The sequence below is a fragment of the Salegentibacter haimaensis genome, assembly GCF_054121495.1.
The window spans coordinates 1-16998 of the sequence record NZ_JBSYGH010000021.1 but is presented as its reverse complement, the minus strand read 5'-3'; the positions used below and the strand labels follow the sequence as shown (position 1 = coordinate 16998).

The following is a 16998-nucleotide window of genomic DNA, read 5'->3' as shown; positions in this document are numbered from 1 at the left end:
TATTGGTTTAAAATTGGTTATGTGATAAATTCATATTTGAAAAGTACCACAACTAATAGCTCAATAAGCTGATTATCAATAATCTGTGAATAAATAATAAATGTTGAAGCTTATTTTAATTTGGAGGTATTTGCCTGCAAATTCTTTAGAATTTTTAAAGAAGAATGTTAATAAGTAAAGGTTGATATACTTAGAAAGGAGTGCAAAACGTCACTTTTTCGAAAATGACATAAGGAATAAGAAGTATTAAACAAGTCGTGGTATGATGCCAGCCGGGATCTCGTTTATCTATTAAATAATGTAGTTAGATATAAATAAAATTTAGGGAGTAACTTTCTCGTTTCGTAGTTTACTCTATTTATAAGCTTTGATCTTAACTTAGTTTTAGGCCTTATCTGAGATCCAAATTCTTTGCCTCTAACAATAGGTGGAGCAATATTATATATTTTCAAATTATACTTCCAGGCTCTTTGTAATTCACAGTCTATAGGCATATTAATTATTGCTTCATCTTTTAAAACTGCTTTGCCTAAAAATTTCTTAACTCCCGTTTTAGTCCAAATGGCAGCCATGGTAGTAATTGCAACTGATCCACCGTATAAAGAATGGTAAGAATCTATATCATATACCTTAATTAAATTCTTTTTCCCAAATGAAGGTAATTTTAATACATCCCATTGATGTTTTTTGGGTAGAGTGTTATATTGGGTAATAATTGTTTTAACTACGGTGTCGAAATTTGCCAGTAGTTCAACATCATCTTCTAAAATAATAGCATAGTCGTAATTTGATTTAAGGAATAATTTTTTGACCTTTAAATGGCTTAAATAACAAGCTATTTCAGTAGTAATAAGGGGCCGCTTATATTGATTCCGGATCTTATACTTATAATTAGCTACCGTTGTTTTATCGACCGCAGATATAAATTGAAATGGTAAATTAGTTTTCCTTAACTCTTTCTCTACTGAATCTCTGCGTTCCTTAGCTCTGTCCAGGTTAACTATATATATCACAGCATTAATACTCATATCAATTTAAAATTTTACTAAGATAACTTAGCTAAGTGCGTAATAAATAAAAAATAATGGCAAATGTATTTAGTAAGATGCAATTACAAAAAAGGAAAATTTACAATTTTGTTGGAAAATAAAATGATAAAATAGAAAAGGCTTTCAAATACTTAATCTGAAAGCCTTCTACATTTTAATTGGAGCTATTTGATAAATTGTATACTGGAAACTTCGTCATTCCAAGAATTACAAGCAAACCCACAGATTGAGCCGGGGTCAACTCCAGCTCCACCTGTAATGTAAATAGTATGGGGTCCCGAGCTTCCTATTTTATAATCACACAAACACGCTATATTAATTTGATAGCCATTAGGCTCTATGATTATTCTTTTCCCGCCATAGTTTATATCCTCCCAAAGTATTACTTTTTGGCCCGTAGGAAGTGGTCGGATCTTTAAAGAACTTACTTCATCATGAAAACCATATACGTCCAGATTAGGGGAACTATAGTTTAATCCTTGTACAGCACCACCATAAGTACCATGAATATACAACATTAAATCATGAGTTTGAGTGGTAGAACCGCCGCTACCACTACCTCCACCACCACCGCCCCAGCCATCGCCTGGATCAATCATCTGCTCACTTTTAAAAAGGTTGCTGTTTTCCTCAATGAATTTATTCATATCTGATTCATTGTTAAAAAGGTATCGTTTGCTTGTCGCACTATCAATGAATACAGCTGAATTTGAATCATTCATAATTCCTTCAATTTTTAAATAAGCTTTTGATGTAGTGATTGGAACTAATTCATCATTTTCAAGAATAAATTCTATCATATATTCTTCTCCATCGTAGACGTAGATCAAAGAGTCGATAATTTCATGCTTAGCAATTAAACTTGAATTTTCATCCTCTGGTTTTGATTCAGAAGTAGTGTTCTTGGAGCACGCACCAATTAAGGCAATTGCAAAAATTAAGAGTAAAAAATTTTTCATAATATTTTCGTTTATTGTTATACAACCAAAATAGAATTAAAATTCTCTAACCTCATTTTAATGACCGTAAAACAATTACGGTTAAACCGTAATATTATCGTCGCATTTAATGGACATTATATCTAAATAAGTCCAAGATTTTCGTTAAAAAAATATCTTTCTAATTTCTCTTATCCCGGGCATTAGGATCAAAGGAAATCAAATTAAAAAGTTCACGCATTCGACTTCTTACTCTATGCCCATAACGCTCTTCGAACTCTTCAGCCATTAAATTTGTAGTGGCGTGGGTTTTTATTTTTCTGTTGGTATTCATAAATAGTTCATACCTGGATATTAGTACCTCTGCCATTACATTACAATCTTTGCCGTAGTGGCGACCGGGAGGCTCCAGGCCCAGATCATCGAAACAAAAAAAACTGGAATCTCCATAGTCTTCTACCGTTTTGTAGCCTAAATGATTAAAACTAAAAACCACATTCCTGCAGGGAATCATTTCATAAGGCCTTTGAAGCGGCACTATGTATTTTAGTAATTTCATCAAACTTGTTTTCCCACAACCTACCGGGCCGGTGAGCAGTAAACCTTTTTCAGGATCGATATTATATCGCCTGCAACCGGCCTCATCTCTGATAAAATATCCACACAATCGGCGAAGAATTTTATGGTCCTTTCTATAAATTTTAAATTGCTTCCCGAACATCAGCTTGCCCTTCACCTCGAGATAAATCAAAATTTTATTGAAATCATATGTGACCCACTGGCCATCAAATTTGCCCAGGGTGTACACCACCCCGCCTTCCTGAATTCTAGAGGGGTTGAGCATAATTTTTGATTTTTGCCGTTTTTAAATGATCATCTTGAGTGGGCCTGGAAGAAGTTCTTTTTTTGGAGTTTTTAATCCACCAGCTCGCCAGGGATTTCCAATCAGTAATTTTCTCACCTTTTGCGGTATGCCAATCTTTATCCTGGTAATAACTGAAAAAGTATAAAGCATCTGCTACCTCCCCTTTATTAATTTTAAAAAATTCTTTTACTTCAAATTCATTTTTAGGTATTAAAGTAATTTGTTGTTTAATTGGTTTATGTTTATTTGGTTTATATATAGATCCCACAGCTTGTTCCGATTCGGGACTGGTGCATCCCTCGTTCCTGCTCAAATCGGGATTGGTCTGTACCGGCTCACTTTCAATTTCGGTATAGCGCACCTCCAATTCACGGGCATATTCGGGAGTGTGCAATGCCAAGGCAGTTCCTGAAGGATTGGGGAATCCCGAAGCTTGTTCGTTTCCGGTTTTGGGGTATCCCACTTTTTTTTCTTCAATATTTTCCTCCAAAGCAATTAAGGATTTCATTTTAATCCTGCTCCCTTCAAAAGCATTTTTAGAGGCGTAATACCGAATATAACCCCACTTATCCAGAGCTCTTATAGCGCGGTGGTAGGCAGAGTGAGACCCGATTTTAGATAACTGCATCACCTCTCTTCTTACGATTCGAAATTCCGGATTGAAACGATTGGCATTCCATAACTGAAAAAGCGCTACATATAAACTTAGATGTATAGCCGCCGGCCTGTCATCATGGTAGAATTTGGTCAAAGCTCCATGAAGTAACTTGATATAATTCATAACTAGTGATTTAAAGTATTATGAACCTTATGCTGTTCCAGTAATTTTTCAATATCCTGGGAATCGTAGAAAATAAGTCCGCCTACTTTTACATATGGCAAACTGCCATTAATACGAAGATTTTGCAGTGTACCGGGGCTAATTTGCAGGCGGTCCATAACATCAGAGGATTTCAGGTACTTTTCTAATCCTCCCTTTTTTTGCTTTTTGAAGAGAACTTCCATCTCCTTGAATAGTTCTAATTTAAACTCATGGAGATCATCGGTGGTAAGAATGTTTGCTGGCATAATTTTGTGATTTAAAAAAGGGGCTATCGCAGGTTATAGGTTTTAAGGGATAGCCCCGTGGATTTGACTTTCAATTACAAAATTGGCCGGCATTTTCGGGTTTCCTTCACCATAGCTCTCACAGGTCGAAAAACTTTAACATAGCCAATAAATGGAGCTGTTTCACCCTAAATAAGGGCTTGGCAAATCAAAGATTGGTGAGATTAATGGAGTAATTCGGGAGAATTAATTATTCGTAGTTTCTTCGGAATACGAATAATTATGGGAGAGAAATTACATTTTCAAACTATTGGTCATCCTTTGCCATACGGGCTTCGAATTTTACTTTTAAGTTGTCTAAAAGTCGGGTTCGGGAGGCTTTTCGGGCTTTTATTTCAGAATAGGTTTTGTATACATTCTCCAGCTTCACATTGAAAAAATCCTCAAATGCGCTTGAGATAGTATGAATATCGGGTGTGCCGTGATTGATGTAACTGGAAGAATGCAGGGCATAGATAAGTTCTACCAAATCGGTCTTTGAACCCGACCACACCAAAAGGTTGGGTTGGCGCTCCCGATAGTTGCTGTGACTACCCGGCTGAAGCTTTTCCAATTTTTCGCGCACAAAGTGAATGTAACGATAATAGGCCTGGGTTTTTGCCCAAAGCATATCGTGAGATGTCGAAAACTCAGGATACTGATAATAATTTACAGATAGAATAAAAGTGAAATCGGTGCGATTCTGTCGTAGAAAAAATTGCTGGTCCAGGTAGTTATGGCACTGTTCCATATAGTTCACAAAACTATTATTGGCAGTAAAGAATTTATTGAGCTTCTTGATCTCTTTCTGCAGGAATTTAATCTTATGGGAATTTCCAACTTTAGGAATGGAAAGCTCGCAGGTTTTTACTTCTGTAAAATAAATTAGGTAGCTCATAGGAACGGGTTTTACGTGCTTGAAGAATTCAATCTCTTCGGCCACATCTTCAAATCCCTTATTATTAACCTCCTTATGCAGTGCCCAAAGCGTTTTTATACAAAGACGAATACCCTGATCGGCCTTTCTCATTTCAGTTTTTTCTGCATGAATAAGGCTTTCAATTTCCTCTGAAAATTTTGACATTATTTTCCTGAACATCTTAGTATAAGTAAGAGATAATATATAATTGCGTAAGTGGGCTATCTTCAAATTGGTAAGATATTATGGGGGGAGTTAGAATATATAATTTTCATTATAATGCCTGTAAAGCCTCCATCGCATAATTATCATCCATTTGTATATAGGCAAGTTTGGGGAATATCCTGGCTCCTAATTTTTGCTTTTCGAAATTGGCACTAAAGCCTAAGTCCAGCTTCCTATAACCTTCAGCTTTGGCTTGAAGGATAGTATAATACAAAAGCTGTCTGTAAATTGAAAACTCTTCGTTATAGCCATAATCCAGGCCTACCAGCGCAGGGACAGAGGTGGAATTGTTTTTATAAATAAACATCACCCCAATAAGTTTATTGGAATCATCAGGATGGGTGGCTATTAAAAATTCCCAGGCCTTACTCGAATTGATTTGCTGAAAAAACCTGATAGGATAGTAATAAGTATTTAAAGCAAGATTCTGTTCTTTCACATTCCTGTAGAGCTGGTAGGCCTGTTGCAATAATTCTTCTGTCAGCTTTTCAACCTTTTTGACTGTTACTAATGAGGTATACTTTAAAACATCATTTTTTAAATGTCGTCGGTTTCTTTTGCTTAATGACCTGGAAAAATCTTCTTCCCAATCCAGGAAGTGTATGCAGGAATCCGGCATTTGAAACTGCATATAGCCCTGTTTTCTGATCTCATTTTCAAACTTAAATTCAGGTTCAAAATCCCGAAGCACCAGGGTATCAGCCTTAGTATCGGCTTTAATTTGATCCAGTACTTTTAAAAATTGATGAAACACTTTACCTGATTGTGAGGAATCCATCCATAAATGAGGGCCTTCTGAGATAAGGCACCCCATACTTAAGGCTTTTGAGGTTTGGTAATATTTATCACTGACCCGAATTTCCTCTACCTTCCTGGATATATATTCCGGGAGCAGCATATCGGTCTTCCATAAACTGTGGGTAAGAAAGCTTAATAAAACAGGCCTACCCTTCCTGGTAATTCTGATATAGTAGAAATCCCAGTTTTCTTCCGGGTCTGGATTACCGGAAAAACTTTTCTCTAACATCTTTAGGCCTTCATAGTCATATACACCGTAGCCACTAAATTTTTCATCCCATTCATTTTTATCTAAATTTAAAATGCTCCTACTAATTTGAATATCAAATTCGGAATTTTTTGAAGCTGCTACTTTAGAGGTTTCCAACCCGAAGGCGCTTTTTACCTGGTCTAAACTATTGTTGGTTTTAGAAAGTATTCGCGCATAATTCTTTTGAAGACAAAGAAATAGATTTAGTATATCCTCCATTTCATTTTTGAGAGAAATCGTAATTCGTAAGCCTGTATTTTTAATTGGAACAGCAGGGTATAAACCAAGATTTACAAAAAACCCCTCCTCCATTAAAATCTTCACCAGGGCGTACCCGGTTTGCGGAGTACCGGTGCCAATAAAGAATACTGGAGAATCATTATGATGAATAAGCGGAATATTCGAATTTAAGAGTAATTCATTGAAATAATTAATTCGCATTTTTAATTGCTTCTGCATCTCATAGATTTCTTCACTTAAGTGAATTTTTGATGCAGCAATTGCAGCTCCTACAGATGCCGGTTCTAATTGAGCTGAAAAAGTAAGCGGACCACCGTAATTTTTGATTTTTCTGTGTAATTTTTTATCCGGACATACTACCACAGCTCCACTGGCCCCGAAAGATTTACTCAAGGTTCCAACCAGTATTATGTTTTCAGGTAAATCCGGATACTGCTCCAGAATATATCCGCCACCGTTGGGCCCTTTCCAGCTCATTCCGTGCACATCATCGTAATAAATATGCAGCTGAGGATACTTTTCACAAAGTTGTTTTAGTCCTTCAATGGGTGTATAATCTCCATACATCGAGTACACCCCATCGGCCATATACCAGATATTGGTCACCTTATCCTTTAAAGCTTTTATATGATACTCTAACATCTCCATAGCGCTGTGTCGTATCATCCGTACTGGGATATTACGGGTTTTGAGAACCTGCGATGCATTTTGCACACTCCAATGCACCTGATGATCCAGTATTACTGCATCATTATCGTTAACAGCTGTTGGGATTACAGCTAAATGCCCCAGGGTACTGTTCTTGGTGATAATTATTGGTTTTCTGTAGATTCTTTGTACCTGCGCTTCCAGCTGTGCATATAAAGGATGGCTGATATAGGTTTTCGATAAAGGAAACTGGGTCCCGTATCTTTTAATCGCATCTATAGCTGCTTCTTTTATTCTAAGGTCGTGACCTAAACCCAGGTAACTTGTAGTTCCAAAATGAAACAGCCTGTTTGAATCTATACTTATAAACCGCCCCTGAAACTCCCTGTCATCAGCATTCAAATGAAGAATTCCGTTGTTGGTTGCATCCTGAATGATTTCATCTATAGTATCTAACGGATTATTGTGTTTAATTTTTGCCATTGCCCCCGGATTTAAATTTAGCCTCAAACTAATTAAAGTTTTAGACAGAGCTATTAATCCATCTGGGCAATTATTATTAAATGAACTTCAGGGTAAAAAATTAAACTTAAAAGGCATATTGAATTGGCGAAATCTGAGGCTATTTGCTCTTAGGGGTAAAAATTTTAATCCAATAATCAACTTTAATTAATTAAATTTCAACAAACTAACGCAACAATAATGATTTCTGCCAAAGCATCAAATAAATATGCAGAGGTAAAGATTGAAAACAATATTCTCTACTTTCAATATAAACCTCTGGAGAATCTAAGTTTAAGTATAGCTAAGGAATGCCTTAAACTTAGACTTTCTGTTCAAAAACATTGGGCCTACCCCATACTATGCGATTTACGCAAAGTGGTGCAGGCTGATAAGCAGGCTATGGATTACCTGGCCAAGGAAGGTTCTCTTCAAACTACTGCAGTTGCTTTACTGGTAAGCTATCCTCATACATTCGTTACGGCTGGATTTTATATCACCACCAGCAAGCCCCCAACCCCTACTCAAACATTTCAGGATGTGAATTCCGCAAAAATATTTCTAAGTAACTATCCTAAAATAATGAGTTAGATGTATTACCGAAAAGATAAACAGTTAGACCAAATCGCCCATTTCATCACTGCTTTGGCAAATGGTGACTATGAAATGAAGATGAACGTCAATTTCTTTAAAGAAAAATATATCACAATTGCAGTCTTACTCAATATGCTGGCCGATCATCTTAAAAATATAATGCCCGGCTTAACCGCTACCCAAGATCAGGTTCCCCTGGAACATTTAATATTTCAGGTGGATAAGGATTTGAACATCGTAGATTATAATTCAGCCGGAAGAAATTTTTTTGGACTGAAGAATTTGGAGAAACTTAAACACATCCTTGATGCAGCATCTATAAAGAAAATATCGAGAATTCTGGCTTCCGGAAACTTTAATAAAAGCCTGGAATTAAATTTCATTACTCCCGAGGGTCTGAATCTCCCAATGGATTCGAGAATAAGCCATTTTTCGAATAATGACCAGCTTTTAATTCTCAGTGCTATCCGTAGAGTTCCACTATTGGATTGGCAAAAAGTAAGACTCCGGGAAAATGCACAAATTCCCAAAACTAAATTTGATGTCTCTAAAAACAGGGAAATTATAGACAGGGTTCATCATATCCTAATGAATAACCTGCATAGACCCTTTCCGTCAATTGAAAGCATAGCGCTAAAACTTGAAACCAATCCCAGCTTTATAAAACGTGGCTTCCCCCTGATTTATGGAAAAACCATTGCTAAATATCATCTGCATAAGCGACTGGAAAGAGCACTGGAGCTACTGCGGGACAGCGATACTGCTCAAGGGGTTATCGCAGCCCAATGCGGATTTAGAAGTGATTCGCATTTCTCCAGAACTTTCAAAAAGCACTACGGGGTTTCTCCCTCCCAGTGCAGGTAATCTGCTTTAGAGTAAAAAGGCTAACTTTTTTACAAACAGCTATTTCCGAGCTTTACAATACTAAAGTTTACGGAAATGAAATCTGAAATCACATACCCAACTTCTAAGAAGACTGATGTTCGAAATCTAGTTTATGAGTTCGGAATTTTTTACTTCATCTGGCTTTTTGCTCTTGCAGGACTCAGTAAAATTCTGGACCAATCTTTTATTGCAATCTGGTTAAACGAGCCATTTTCCTTTACGCCTCAAACAGCTGCTATATTGATCTGGATCATACCGATTTTTGAACTAATCCTGGCCTTATCCTTAGCTATAAACAGATTTAGACCGGTAGCCTTATACGCAGCTATAAGCGTTATATGCCTATACCTGATTTATGTGATTTGGAACCTGGCGGCCGGGTTTGAAATGCCCTGTTCCTGCACAGGTTTTATAGCTCAATTCTCCTGGAATCAATACCTGATCTTTAATATTTTCAATCTTGGTCTTTTAGCCTATACCCTATATATCTATAAAAATTTTATCGCGATGAAAGCAGGAAAATAAGCCAACACCTGTTTAAAAAAGTAGGCCATTTATTAATTTTCAAAATTTATTATTATGAAAACCAGAAATTTAATTTTACCCTTATTGGCATTTGTATTTGCCGTAGGTATGTCGTTTGCCACTGTTGGAGTGGAGGCCGATCCTAACAATGATTACATCCAGCGCAATGGAGCCTGGGAAGCAATTCCAGAGCAGGATTGTGGTACTGGACAAATTACTTGTGAGGTGCAAAAGTCAGGTGAGGGTACATTCACCGTGTACGACTCTCAAAACCTTAGCTCTATGAAAACAGGAGATGGAAGACCCCTCGTAATCCAATAATGTTTAAAATGGGCACCTAAATATTGGTGCCCAATTTTTTAATTTTCATTGTTAATCTTTCATTTCGAATTCAAACAAATTTTTATCATCTAAATAACCTGCTACAAATTCTTCAAAGTCCTTCTTAGTGAGACTATTTAAAAATTTTTCTTTTTCACATATCTCTACTAGGGGAATACCGTATCTATAATGCAAGTAATAATTGTATTCGTTATCATACTTTACTCCATTTATTCCGTATAAATAAAGAAACTGCTTAAAGGCTACGTCAAAAGAATCTTGATTTAAATTCCTGTTTTTTATTGTATTAAATAACTTGTGTGAAGCAACCTTGATTTTTTCCAAATCCTCAGGAAAAGCATTAAACATAAGATTAATTTCATACTGAGATAAATCCCAATTATATTTCCCGCCCACGGAAACAGTGTATGCTGCAAATCCATTCTTACCACTCATCTTCATAGATGCTTCAAAAAGTACTTGAGAAAACAATTGAATCATTAACATCTTCTTCCAATTATAATGATCCCTTTCTATATATCTTATAGAATAGGTAATAAAATCCTTTTTATAATTTTCAGGCGATTCCAGCGATATTTTTTTAGGCCCTGTTTCTTGTGGTTCCAGAACATTGGACTGTGGAACCTTTGAAATTAAATTATTTTGTGATTTTATATTCCCAAGATATATAGATATTACTGGTAAAACTCTCTCTTTTTCAATTGGACCGTATATGATGAATTTAAAATCACTAAAGTCAGAAAAGATGGTATTGAAAGCCTCATGAGCTCCTGATAAAGAAGCTTTTTGTGTACCCTGATAATGAAAAGTTCCATCATGAAACCCAGCTTTTGGCTTCCCAAAAAAATGGTCAACAGCATTATTAACATCTCGTGATTCTGCTCCAACACGTAGGTAATTCTGATGCTGCCGTTTTTTCCAATGTTTAAAAGCATTTACATCATAACGAGGTTCTGAAAAATATAAATGTATCATCTGTAGTAAATATTCAAAATCTTTAACTTCTGAATGACCTTTGAGTCCACTTTCATTACTTTTTATATAAGGAACGAAATGGAGATTAACATTCATTGAATCTAAAAATCTATCGATTTGAAACTTATCGAATTGTCCCATTCCTGCATGTTTTATAATGGCTGGTGCATTTGAAATTGAATATTTATCAATTTGATCCATATCCATAAATCCTTTCTTCTGAAATCCTCGAATGCTGATTTTGTCTGCATTGGGATCCTCTATTAAAATTACCTGAATTCCATTTTCAAGGTTGAACTCCTGTATGGTATCATTTTTTGTCACGATTTTGGTAAAGCTACCAGGAGTTAAACCCGATTCCTGCTGCGCAGTTAAAAGGCTATTAGGTGTGGAAAAACTTGATTTGGAAACTGGTCTTTTCAAACTATTCCTTATTAGCTTCCTAATTTGTGATTCTGAAATTTTGAAAGTTGAGTTCTCTGGTATTATCAATCCAATATCCTCTGGTAATTGCTCCAAATATTTATTAATAACCTGATTCATTTCATCAACATCGATCCCCTCCAACCATTGTTTTAACTCCTGATATTTCGTACCAGACAGAGTTTCACCATACCAAAAATTAGATTTGAAATCCTCAAGCCAAAATCTAGGGTTTGTATGTTTAAATTCTGCGACACCCTGTATAGATTTTAATTTGGAGTTTTTTAATTTCTCCCACTCACTGGCAGTTAGACCAAATTTTTTAATTTCACTAATTAACGAGTATACTTCTGAAACGCTTTTTAGAAGAGAAGAAGAGTCTGCATCAATTGAGAATAATCGTGCGGGAGGAATTTCCCTTCTATACTTAAAGGTATTGATCAAATTTACCTCAAAATCTGTAGAATAGGATTGAGTTTGTTTTTCTATAAAATTATGAAGTGTGTTCAGGGTTATTTCCCATAAAATTTGACGTTTAAACCCTTCTAATCCAGTGGTAGACTTCATTAATGAATCCCGATAAAAAAGCCTTAACCCCACCTCCTCATCATTCAATGCCGATAAATTGTTCGAAGATCGCTCTACTGAGATAAATTGGTTAGGTCTTTTATAGAATTCTCGGTCACAGTTGCGCAATGGTTTTGCGTTTTCACTATTTTCAAATTCCGCAAAATTCTTTTTTATTTTGGCTTCCAGTTCGTGAATATCAGGGATATTCCCGGCAATTAAGATTGCCGCATTTTTAGGTTGATACCAATCTTTATAATAAGCCCTTAATCTTTCTGAAGTGAAATTTTGGATTTTTTTGACATATCCTTTTTGGTTTTTACTGCAAGGAAATAATTTGTTATGTAGTTCGTAATCTGGTGCATTTACGTCTTTTCTATTTGCTCCGGTTTTGCCCAGTCTTTCCTGAATAATTTCCTTCCGCTCAATATCTATATCGGTTTCCGTTAATGCCAGGCCACCTAAAATATCTCCAAACCAGAGCAGACCAGTATCAATACTTTGAGAATAATGGTTATTAGCATTAAATATATAAATTGTACCTGCTGAACCATTGAAGGCTAATATATCAATTCCCACTCCAAACATTCCCATACTTTTCAAAAGCTCGGAATTATTTGATATGCCCTGAGGGAAATTTTTTGTAGTTCTAAAAGCTAAATGCTCAATAACATGAGATATATCTTGCTGATCATCTTCCTCTACCCTACTCCCAGCATTGAGGAGAAATTGCATAGAAATTTTATCTCCGGCTTCAGGCAAATTTTTAATATAATATGTTAAGCCATTTGGCAGAACGCTTTTAATAAAAGTTGAATCAATATTTTTAGTATTTCTTGCCTCTATCCTGGGACATATTAAAACTGTAAGAATAACGATGATATATAATATGCTTCTATTATGTATTAATTTCATTATATAAAGTTTAATAGCCGGGGTTCTGGGTTAGATTAGTGTTCTTCATTCGTTCCTGATCAGGAATGGGATACCACACATCGGTATTTTGCCACAATGGGTTAGACCCAAAAAATTCCGAGGCTCTCCCCGTACGTTTTAAATCGAACCAACGATGCCCCCATTCTGAAAAGAGTTCTCTTCTTCTTTCATCCTGAATAATTTTAAATAATTCATCAACCGATAAATTTTCCGCTAAAACTGGTGCTACACCTGCTCTTTGCCTTAAAACATTCACATCTGAAACAGCTCCTTCAATATTCCCCTGATGAAGTCTTGCTTCTGCCCTAATTAAATATTGCTCGGCCAGCCGCATCACCATGGAATACTCGGTAAGATTATTGGTGCTATTCTGATCCTTATATTTATAGGGGTAGAAGACACTTAATTCTTCGTGGAAAGCTATCCATTGATTGAGTCTTAAATCTTCAGGTTCATACAGGTGGATTAATGATTCATTTAATTTGAAATCTGAAGAGGTTGGAAATGTAGGATGAATTATAAAGATTGAGCCTTCATTGGTTTGGGTTAAATTGTTCCCCCTCCCAATTGGCGAGATTTGCCATAAGGCTTCCCTGCTATTCGGTAAAAAAACCTGATTCAGGCTATCTAAAATCTCATATTTCCCGGTTTCAGAGATCACCTGGGAACTTAGGGTTTCGGCTTGATTCCAATTTTCGAGATATAAATTTACACGGGCTAATAATGCTCTTGCAGTATGTTGATTAACCGTAGTTCGATCTTCATTTCTATAATCTGCGGGTAAATACTCAATAGCATCATTGAGATCCATTTCTATTTGTTGATAAACCTCATTACTCGATGTTCTACGGGCACTTGAATTTTCTTCAAAATCTGTAGTTATTATTAGTGGCACATCATTATATAAATTCACCAAATACAAATAGGTAAATGCTCGAATAAATTTTGCCTCCCCAATCAATGATACTCGCAATTCCTCTTCCAAAGATGAATTCTCTAATCCTTCGATAATAGCATTGGCCATATATATTACACTATATGCACTGGTCCATAATCCCAGATTCCGGGAATTTTCAGGTAAAATTTCGTGGTGATCAAATTCTAAATATGTAATATTCGCTGGTCTTAAGGCATCAAGGTTATCTCCCGAAAGACCGGCAAGTGCGGTAACACTGTTTTGCCAACCCCCACTATAATCCAGTCGAACTAATTGATTATAAACCCCGCGCATAGCACTCTGCGCAGTTTCTGGATCATTAAATACTTCCTCCCCAACAATTCTGTGTTTTGGAGAATCTACTTCTACGAAGTCTTCGCACGACACAAGAGAAGAAAGTACGAAGACAAGCAATATGCTTTTAAAAATGTTATTTTTCATGTCTTTAGCTTAAAAATTTAGTTTAATTCCTCCAGTGATTGATTTTAAGGCTCCAAACGAAATACCACCAACCGGCATTTCAGGATCAACTCCTTCATAATTGGTTAGAGTGAAAAGATTTTGTCCATTAATGAAGAGTGAAGCCTTTTGTAAACCTATTGAGTTGATTATGGAATCAGGGAAATCATACCCCAGGGTTAGGGTGCGCAATCTTAAAAAAGACGCATCGGTATAAGGAAACGCAGTATTTACTATATACGAGTAACCTAATAAGGCTGGAAATGCTTGTGAAACTCTTTGAAAACGACTTGAAGGCTCCAATGCATCAAGAGTAACTGCACGTTGATTCGATAAATTACCAGCATTAAAATAGTATAGTGTACCTTCTTGCTTTACAAATTCCCAATGAAAATCGAGTCTAAAATTTTTGTAGCTCAAAGAATTATTGATGCCCCCAAAGTATTTTCTGGTTTGATCTTTTATTTCTACACGGTCATTAAAATCTATTCTACCGTCCTCGTTAATATCTTCCACAGTATAGGCTCCTGTCTCGGGATCAAGACCCGTATATCTATATAGAATAGATATATTTAGCGGTTCTCCCACTCTATACCGGGTAGCATAAGGTGAGTTCTCTAAATCTGGATAGGCTAGTAATCTGTTTTCTGGAATACTCAGATTGAAAGAGGTTCTCCAATTAAATTTTCCGGATTTAAACCATATTGAACTTAACTCTATTTCCCACCCCGTATTTTCTACTGTAGCTGGAAGATTCGCCTGTACCGTGTTAAAACCTGTGATACTGGGCAATGGCAAACCAACCAATTGATTAGAAGATCTATTACGATACCAGCTTAGCCCAAATCTCAACCGATCCTGAAAAAACCCTGTTTCTAAACCTGCCTCTAGCTTTTTATTGACTTCCCAGGAATAATTAGGGTTAAATAATTGTGTAGGATATAAACCCCCAGGCCCCAATGTAACCTCGTACGCATCTAAGTAACCATAGTCTCCTATTTGATCATTTCCGGTAGTTCCATAACTCCCTCTCAACTTTCCAAAGCTTAGAAAGGGCAAGGAACGTTTTATAAAAGCTTCTTCAGTAAAAATCCAGGCAGTACCAATTGCGCCAAAATTGGAAAAACGCTTTCCCGGTCCAAACCGCGAAGAACCATCCCTACGCCCGGTAAGGTTAATGAGATATTTACTCTTCCAGTTATAAGCCAATCGGCCAAAGACCGCACTATAGTTATATTGGGTATCGGTATACAAGGGGCTTGTAATAACTTCGGCAGCATTTAAATTCCCAATAAGAGATTCTGCAAAATAGCCTGAACCAAGGAGCTCTAAATTTTCATTATTATTTTGTTGAAATGTTGCTCCGAGAATACTGCTAATCTCCCCGCCTAAAAAGGAAGTATTAAAATGAATTTGAGGTTCTAAAATCCAGGACTCCCTGCTAATGTCCAGGTGCTGCGAATTATCCTCAAAGTTCCAGGCCGGATTAAATGAACGCTTAGGAATTTTCACTAATTCCTGACTCTTTAAGTTGGTATAACCCGCATTTAGTCTAAGGTCTAAACCATCTGCTAATCTATAATTGAGGCCCAGACTGCTTATTAAATTATTAACCTGGGTTTCACTTCGGTTAAAGAATCCGGCCATTGGATTATTTTGGCCTGCTGCACTCCACTCTTCCCAATGTAAACTGCCATCCTCATTAAATACCTTTGGTGCATTGGGAGCTAATCGAAAAGCTGGTGTAGACAAGTTTATACTACCAGCCAGAATATTTTTATCAATGCCATAATCTACAGATAAGTTTACCCTAAAGCGTTCATCATTAGTTAAATGATTTAGGTTCAGGCTGGTGGTTAACTTATTATAATTATAATCACCTTGATAAATAGAACCCTGATTTTGATAAGACCCACCAATCCTAAAACTGGTATTGGCATTCCCGGCACTTGCACTTACATTAATATCCGTTACGGGCGCGGTACCTCCATAAAAGAATTCCTGCCAATCGGTATATCTATCCTGATCCCAAATTAAAAGATCATAGGCATTAAATTGTGTAGGCTCTACACCGTCATTCTCAAAAGCCTGCCTTCTTATTTGTAAATACTGCTGCGTATTTAATAATTCCATTTTATTAGGCAAACTGGAAGCCCCGGTATATACGGCTGCTTCTATACTAAAATATTTTTGTCTGCCGGACTTTGTAGTTATTAATACCACCCCGTTGGCTCCTCTCGAGCCATAGATAGCGGTAGCATCGGCATCTTTCAAAACTTCTATACTCTCAATATTGGAGAGATTTAGTGTATTTAATGGATCAAAACCATTTAAACCAGACCCTGCAATAGACCGGCTTTCAATTGGAGAAGAATTAACAGGCACACCATCTATAATATATAGAGGGAAATTACCCTCATCTCTAAGGCTATTAGTTCCTCTAATTCTAATGGTTGAGGCTTGGCCGGGCAAATTTCCCCGGGGCACAATCTCCACTCCTGCCATCCTCCCATGCAAGGCCTGCAATGGGCTTACAACAGGTTGAAGTTCTATCTCCTCTCCTTTAACCCGGGAAATGTTCCCCGTGCGTTCGCGCTCGGTGGTGTTGTAGTACCCGGCATTGATCTCTACTGCACCCAGGGCATCTATGTCTTCTTCGAGGATGATGTGAATTTCATCACGGTTTTCTACCGGGATGTTTTGGGTGGTAAAACCTAAATAAGAAATTACCAGGACCGCATTAGGTGGGGCAAGAAGGCTGAAGTTACCATCCATATCGGTGATGGTACCGCGGTTTGTGGCCTCTATGGCAACGGTGGCGCCGCCAATGGGCAAA

14 protein-coding genes are annotated in these 16998 nt (G+C 36.7%); 4 read left to right on the top strand and 10 right to left on the bottom strand.

Annotation, left to right across the window (positions count from 1 at the left end; translation table 11 throughout):
* Positions 1-284 precede the first annotated feature (284 nt).
* The 7 genes from ACW6QP_RS14555 to ACW6QP_RS14525 form a co-directional block, all read right to left on the bottom strand.
* A complete protein-coding gene (locus ACW6QP_RS14555; RefSeq protein ID WP_457911604.1) occupies positions 285-1028 on the bottom strand; it encodes a glycosyltransferase family 25 protein in 744 nt (247 codons plus the stop codon).
* Positions 1029-1213: 185 nt separating this feature from the next.
* Positions 1214-2008: a hypothetical protein gene (locus tag ACW6QP_RS14550; RefSeq protein ID WP_457911603.1), complete on the bottom strand. Its 795-nt coding sequence runs from the start codon at positions 2006-2008 to the stop codon at positions 1214-1216.
* 160 nt (positions 2009-2168) lie between these two features.
* The gene (locus ACW6QP_RS14545) at positions 2169-2831 is read right to left on the bottom strand and encodes an ATPase (protein WP_457911602.1); all 663 of its coding nucleotides are present in this window, start codon (positions 2829-2831) and stop codon (positions 2169-2171) included.
* A complete protein-coding gene (locus ACW6QP_RS14540) occupies positions 2815-3633 on the bottom strand; it encodes a hypothetical protein (protein ID WP_457911601.1) in 819 nt (272 codons plus the stop codon). The genes ACW6QP_RS14545 and ACW6QP_RS14540 overlap by 17 nt, the downstream gene beginning before the upstream one ends.
* 2 nt (positions 3634-3635) lie before the next feature.
* Positions 3636-3920: a helix-turn-helix domain-containing protein gene (locus tag ACW6QP_RS14535; protein WP_457911600.1), complete on the bottom strand. Its 285-nt coding sequence runs from the start codon at positions 3918-3920 to the stop codon at positions 3636-3638.
* Between the two features lie 286 nt (positions 3921-4206).
* On the bottom strand, positions 4207-5022 hold the full coding sequence (locus ACW6QP_RS14530) for an RteC domain-containing protein (protein ID WP_457911599.1): 816 nt from the start codon (positions 5020-5022) through the stop codon (positions 4207-4209).
* Between the two features lie 109 nt (positions 5023-5131).
* Positions 5132-7501 (bottom strand): aminotransferase class I/II-fold pyridoxal phosphate-dependent enzyme, encoded by a 2370-nt coding sequence (locus ACW6QP_RS14525; RefSeq protein ID WP_457911598.1) that lies wholly within the window; start codon positions 7499-7501, stop codon positions 5132-5134.
* A 219-nt stretch (positions 7502-7720) separates the two neighbouring features.
* Here ACW6QP_RS14525 and ACW6QP_RS14520 point away from each other — a divergent pair, with 219 nt between their 5' ends.
* The 4 genes from ACW6QP_RS14520 to ACW6QP_RS14505 all read left to right on the top strand — a co-directional run bounded on the left by ACW6QP_RS14520 (position 7721) and on the right by ACW6QP_RS14505 (position 9844).
* Positions 7721-8110 carry a DUF7793 family protein gene (locus tag ACW6QP_RS14520; protein ID WP_457911597.1) on the top strand — a complete coding sequence of 130 codons (390 nt, stop codon included), beginning with the start codon at positions 7721-7723 and terminating at the stop codon, positions 8108-8110.
* On the top strand, positions 8111-8977 hold the full coding sequence (locus ACW6QP_RS14515) for a helix-turn-helix domain-containing protein (protein ID WP_457911596.1): 867 nt from the start codon (positions 8111-8113) through the stop codon (positions 8975-8977).
* A gap of 75 nt (positions 8978-9052) precedes the next feature.
* Positions 9053-9523: a MauE/DoxX family redox-associated membrane protein gene (locus ACW6QP_RS14510; RefSeq protein ID WP_457911595.1), complete on the top strand. Its 471-nt coding sequence runs from the start codon at positions 9053-9055 to the stop codon at positions 9521-9523.
* Positions 9524-9577: 54 nt separating this feature from the next.
* Positions 9578-9844 (top strand): DUF6520 family protein, encoded by a 267-nt coding sequence (locus tag ACW6QP_RS14505; RefSeq protein ID WP_457911594.1) that lies wholly within the window; start codon positions 9578-9580, stop codon positions 9842-9844.
* 51 nt (positions 9845-9895) lie between these two features.
* Here ACW6QP_RS14505 and ACW6QP_RS14500 read toward each other — a convergent pair whose 3' ends face one another.
* From ACW6QP_RS14500 to ACW6QP_RS14490, 3 genes are all read right to left on the bottom strand, one after another.
* A complete protein-coding gene (locus tag ACW6QP_RS14500) occupies positions 9896-12745 on the bottom strand; it encodes an insulinase family protein (RefSeq protein WP_457911593.1) in 2850 nt (949 codons plus the stop codon).
* Between the two features lie 10 nt (positions 12746-12755).
* Positions 12756-14144: a RagB/SusD family nutrient uptake outer membrane protein gene (locus tag ACW6QP_RS14495; protein WP_457911592.1), complete on the bottom strand. Its 1389-nt coding sequence runs from the start codon at positions 14142-14144 to the stop codon at positions 12756-12758.
* A gap of 9 nt (positions 14145-14153) precedes the next feature.
* The coding region (locus tag ACW6QP_RS14490) for a SusC/RagA family TonB-linked outer membrane protein (protein ID WP_457911591.1) at positions 14154-16998 on the bottom strand (2845 nt) is incomplete at its 5' end.

Bases quoted from the DNA above. Each gene is read 5' to 3' on its own strand.
- ACW6QP_RS14555 (WP_457911604.1), bottom strand. From the start codon at position 1,028: ATGAGTATTAATGCTGTGATATATATAGTTAACCTGGACAGAGCTAAG.
- ACW6QP_RS14550 (WP_457911603.1), bottom strand. From the start codon at position 2,008: ATGAAAAATTTTTTACTCTTAATTTTTGCAATTGCCTTAATTGGTGCG.
- ACW6QP_RS14545 (WP_457911602.1), bottom strand. From the start codon at position 2,831: ATGCTCAACCCCTCTAGAATTCAGGAAGGCGGGGTGGTGTACACCCTG.
- ACW6QP_RS14540 (WP_457911601.1), bottom strand. From the start codon at position 3,633: ATGAATTATATCAAGTTACTTCATGGAGCTTTGACCAAATTCTACCAT.
- ACW6QP_RS14535 (WP_457911600.1), bottom strand. From the start codon at position 3,920: ATGCCAGCAAACATTCTTACCACCGATGATCTCCATGAGTTTAAATTA.
- ACW6QP_RS14530 (WP_457911599.1), bottom strand. From the start codon at position 5,022: ATGTCAAAATTTTCAGAGGAAATTGAAAGCCTTATTCATGCAGAAAAA.
- ACW6QP_RS14525 (WP_457911598.1), bottom strand. From the start codon at position 7,501: ATGGCAAAAATTAAACACAATAATCCGTTAGATACTATAGATGAAATC.
- ACW6QP_RS14520 (WP_457911597.1), top strand. From the start codon at position 7,721: ATGATTTCTGCCAAAGCATCAAATAAATATGCAGAGGTAAAGATTGAA.
- ACW6QP_RS14515 (WP_457911596.1), top strand. From the start codon at position 8,111: ATGTATTACCGAAAAGATAAACAGTTAGACCAAATCGCCCATTTCATC.
- ACW6QP_RS14510 (WP_457911595.1), top strand. From the start codon at position 9,053: ATGAAATCTGAAATCACATACCCAACTTCTAAGAAGACTGATGTTCGA.
- ACW6QP_RS14505 (WP_457911594.1), top strand. From the start codon at position 9,578: ATGAAAACCAGAAATTTAATTTTACCCTTATTGGCATTTGTATTTGCC.
- ACW6QP_RS14500 (WP_457911593.1), bottom strand. From the start codon at position 12,745: ATGAAATTAATACATAATAGAAGCATATTATATATCATCGTTATTCTT.
- ACW6QP_RS14495 (WP_457911592.1), bottom strand. From the start codon at position 14,144: ATGAAAAATAACATTTTTAAAAGCATATTGCTTGTCTTCGTACTTTCT.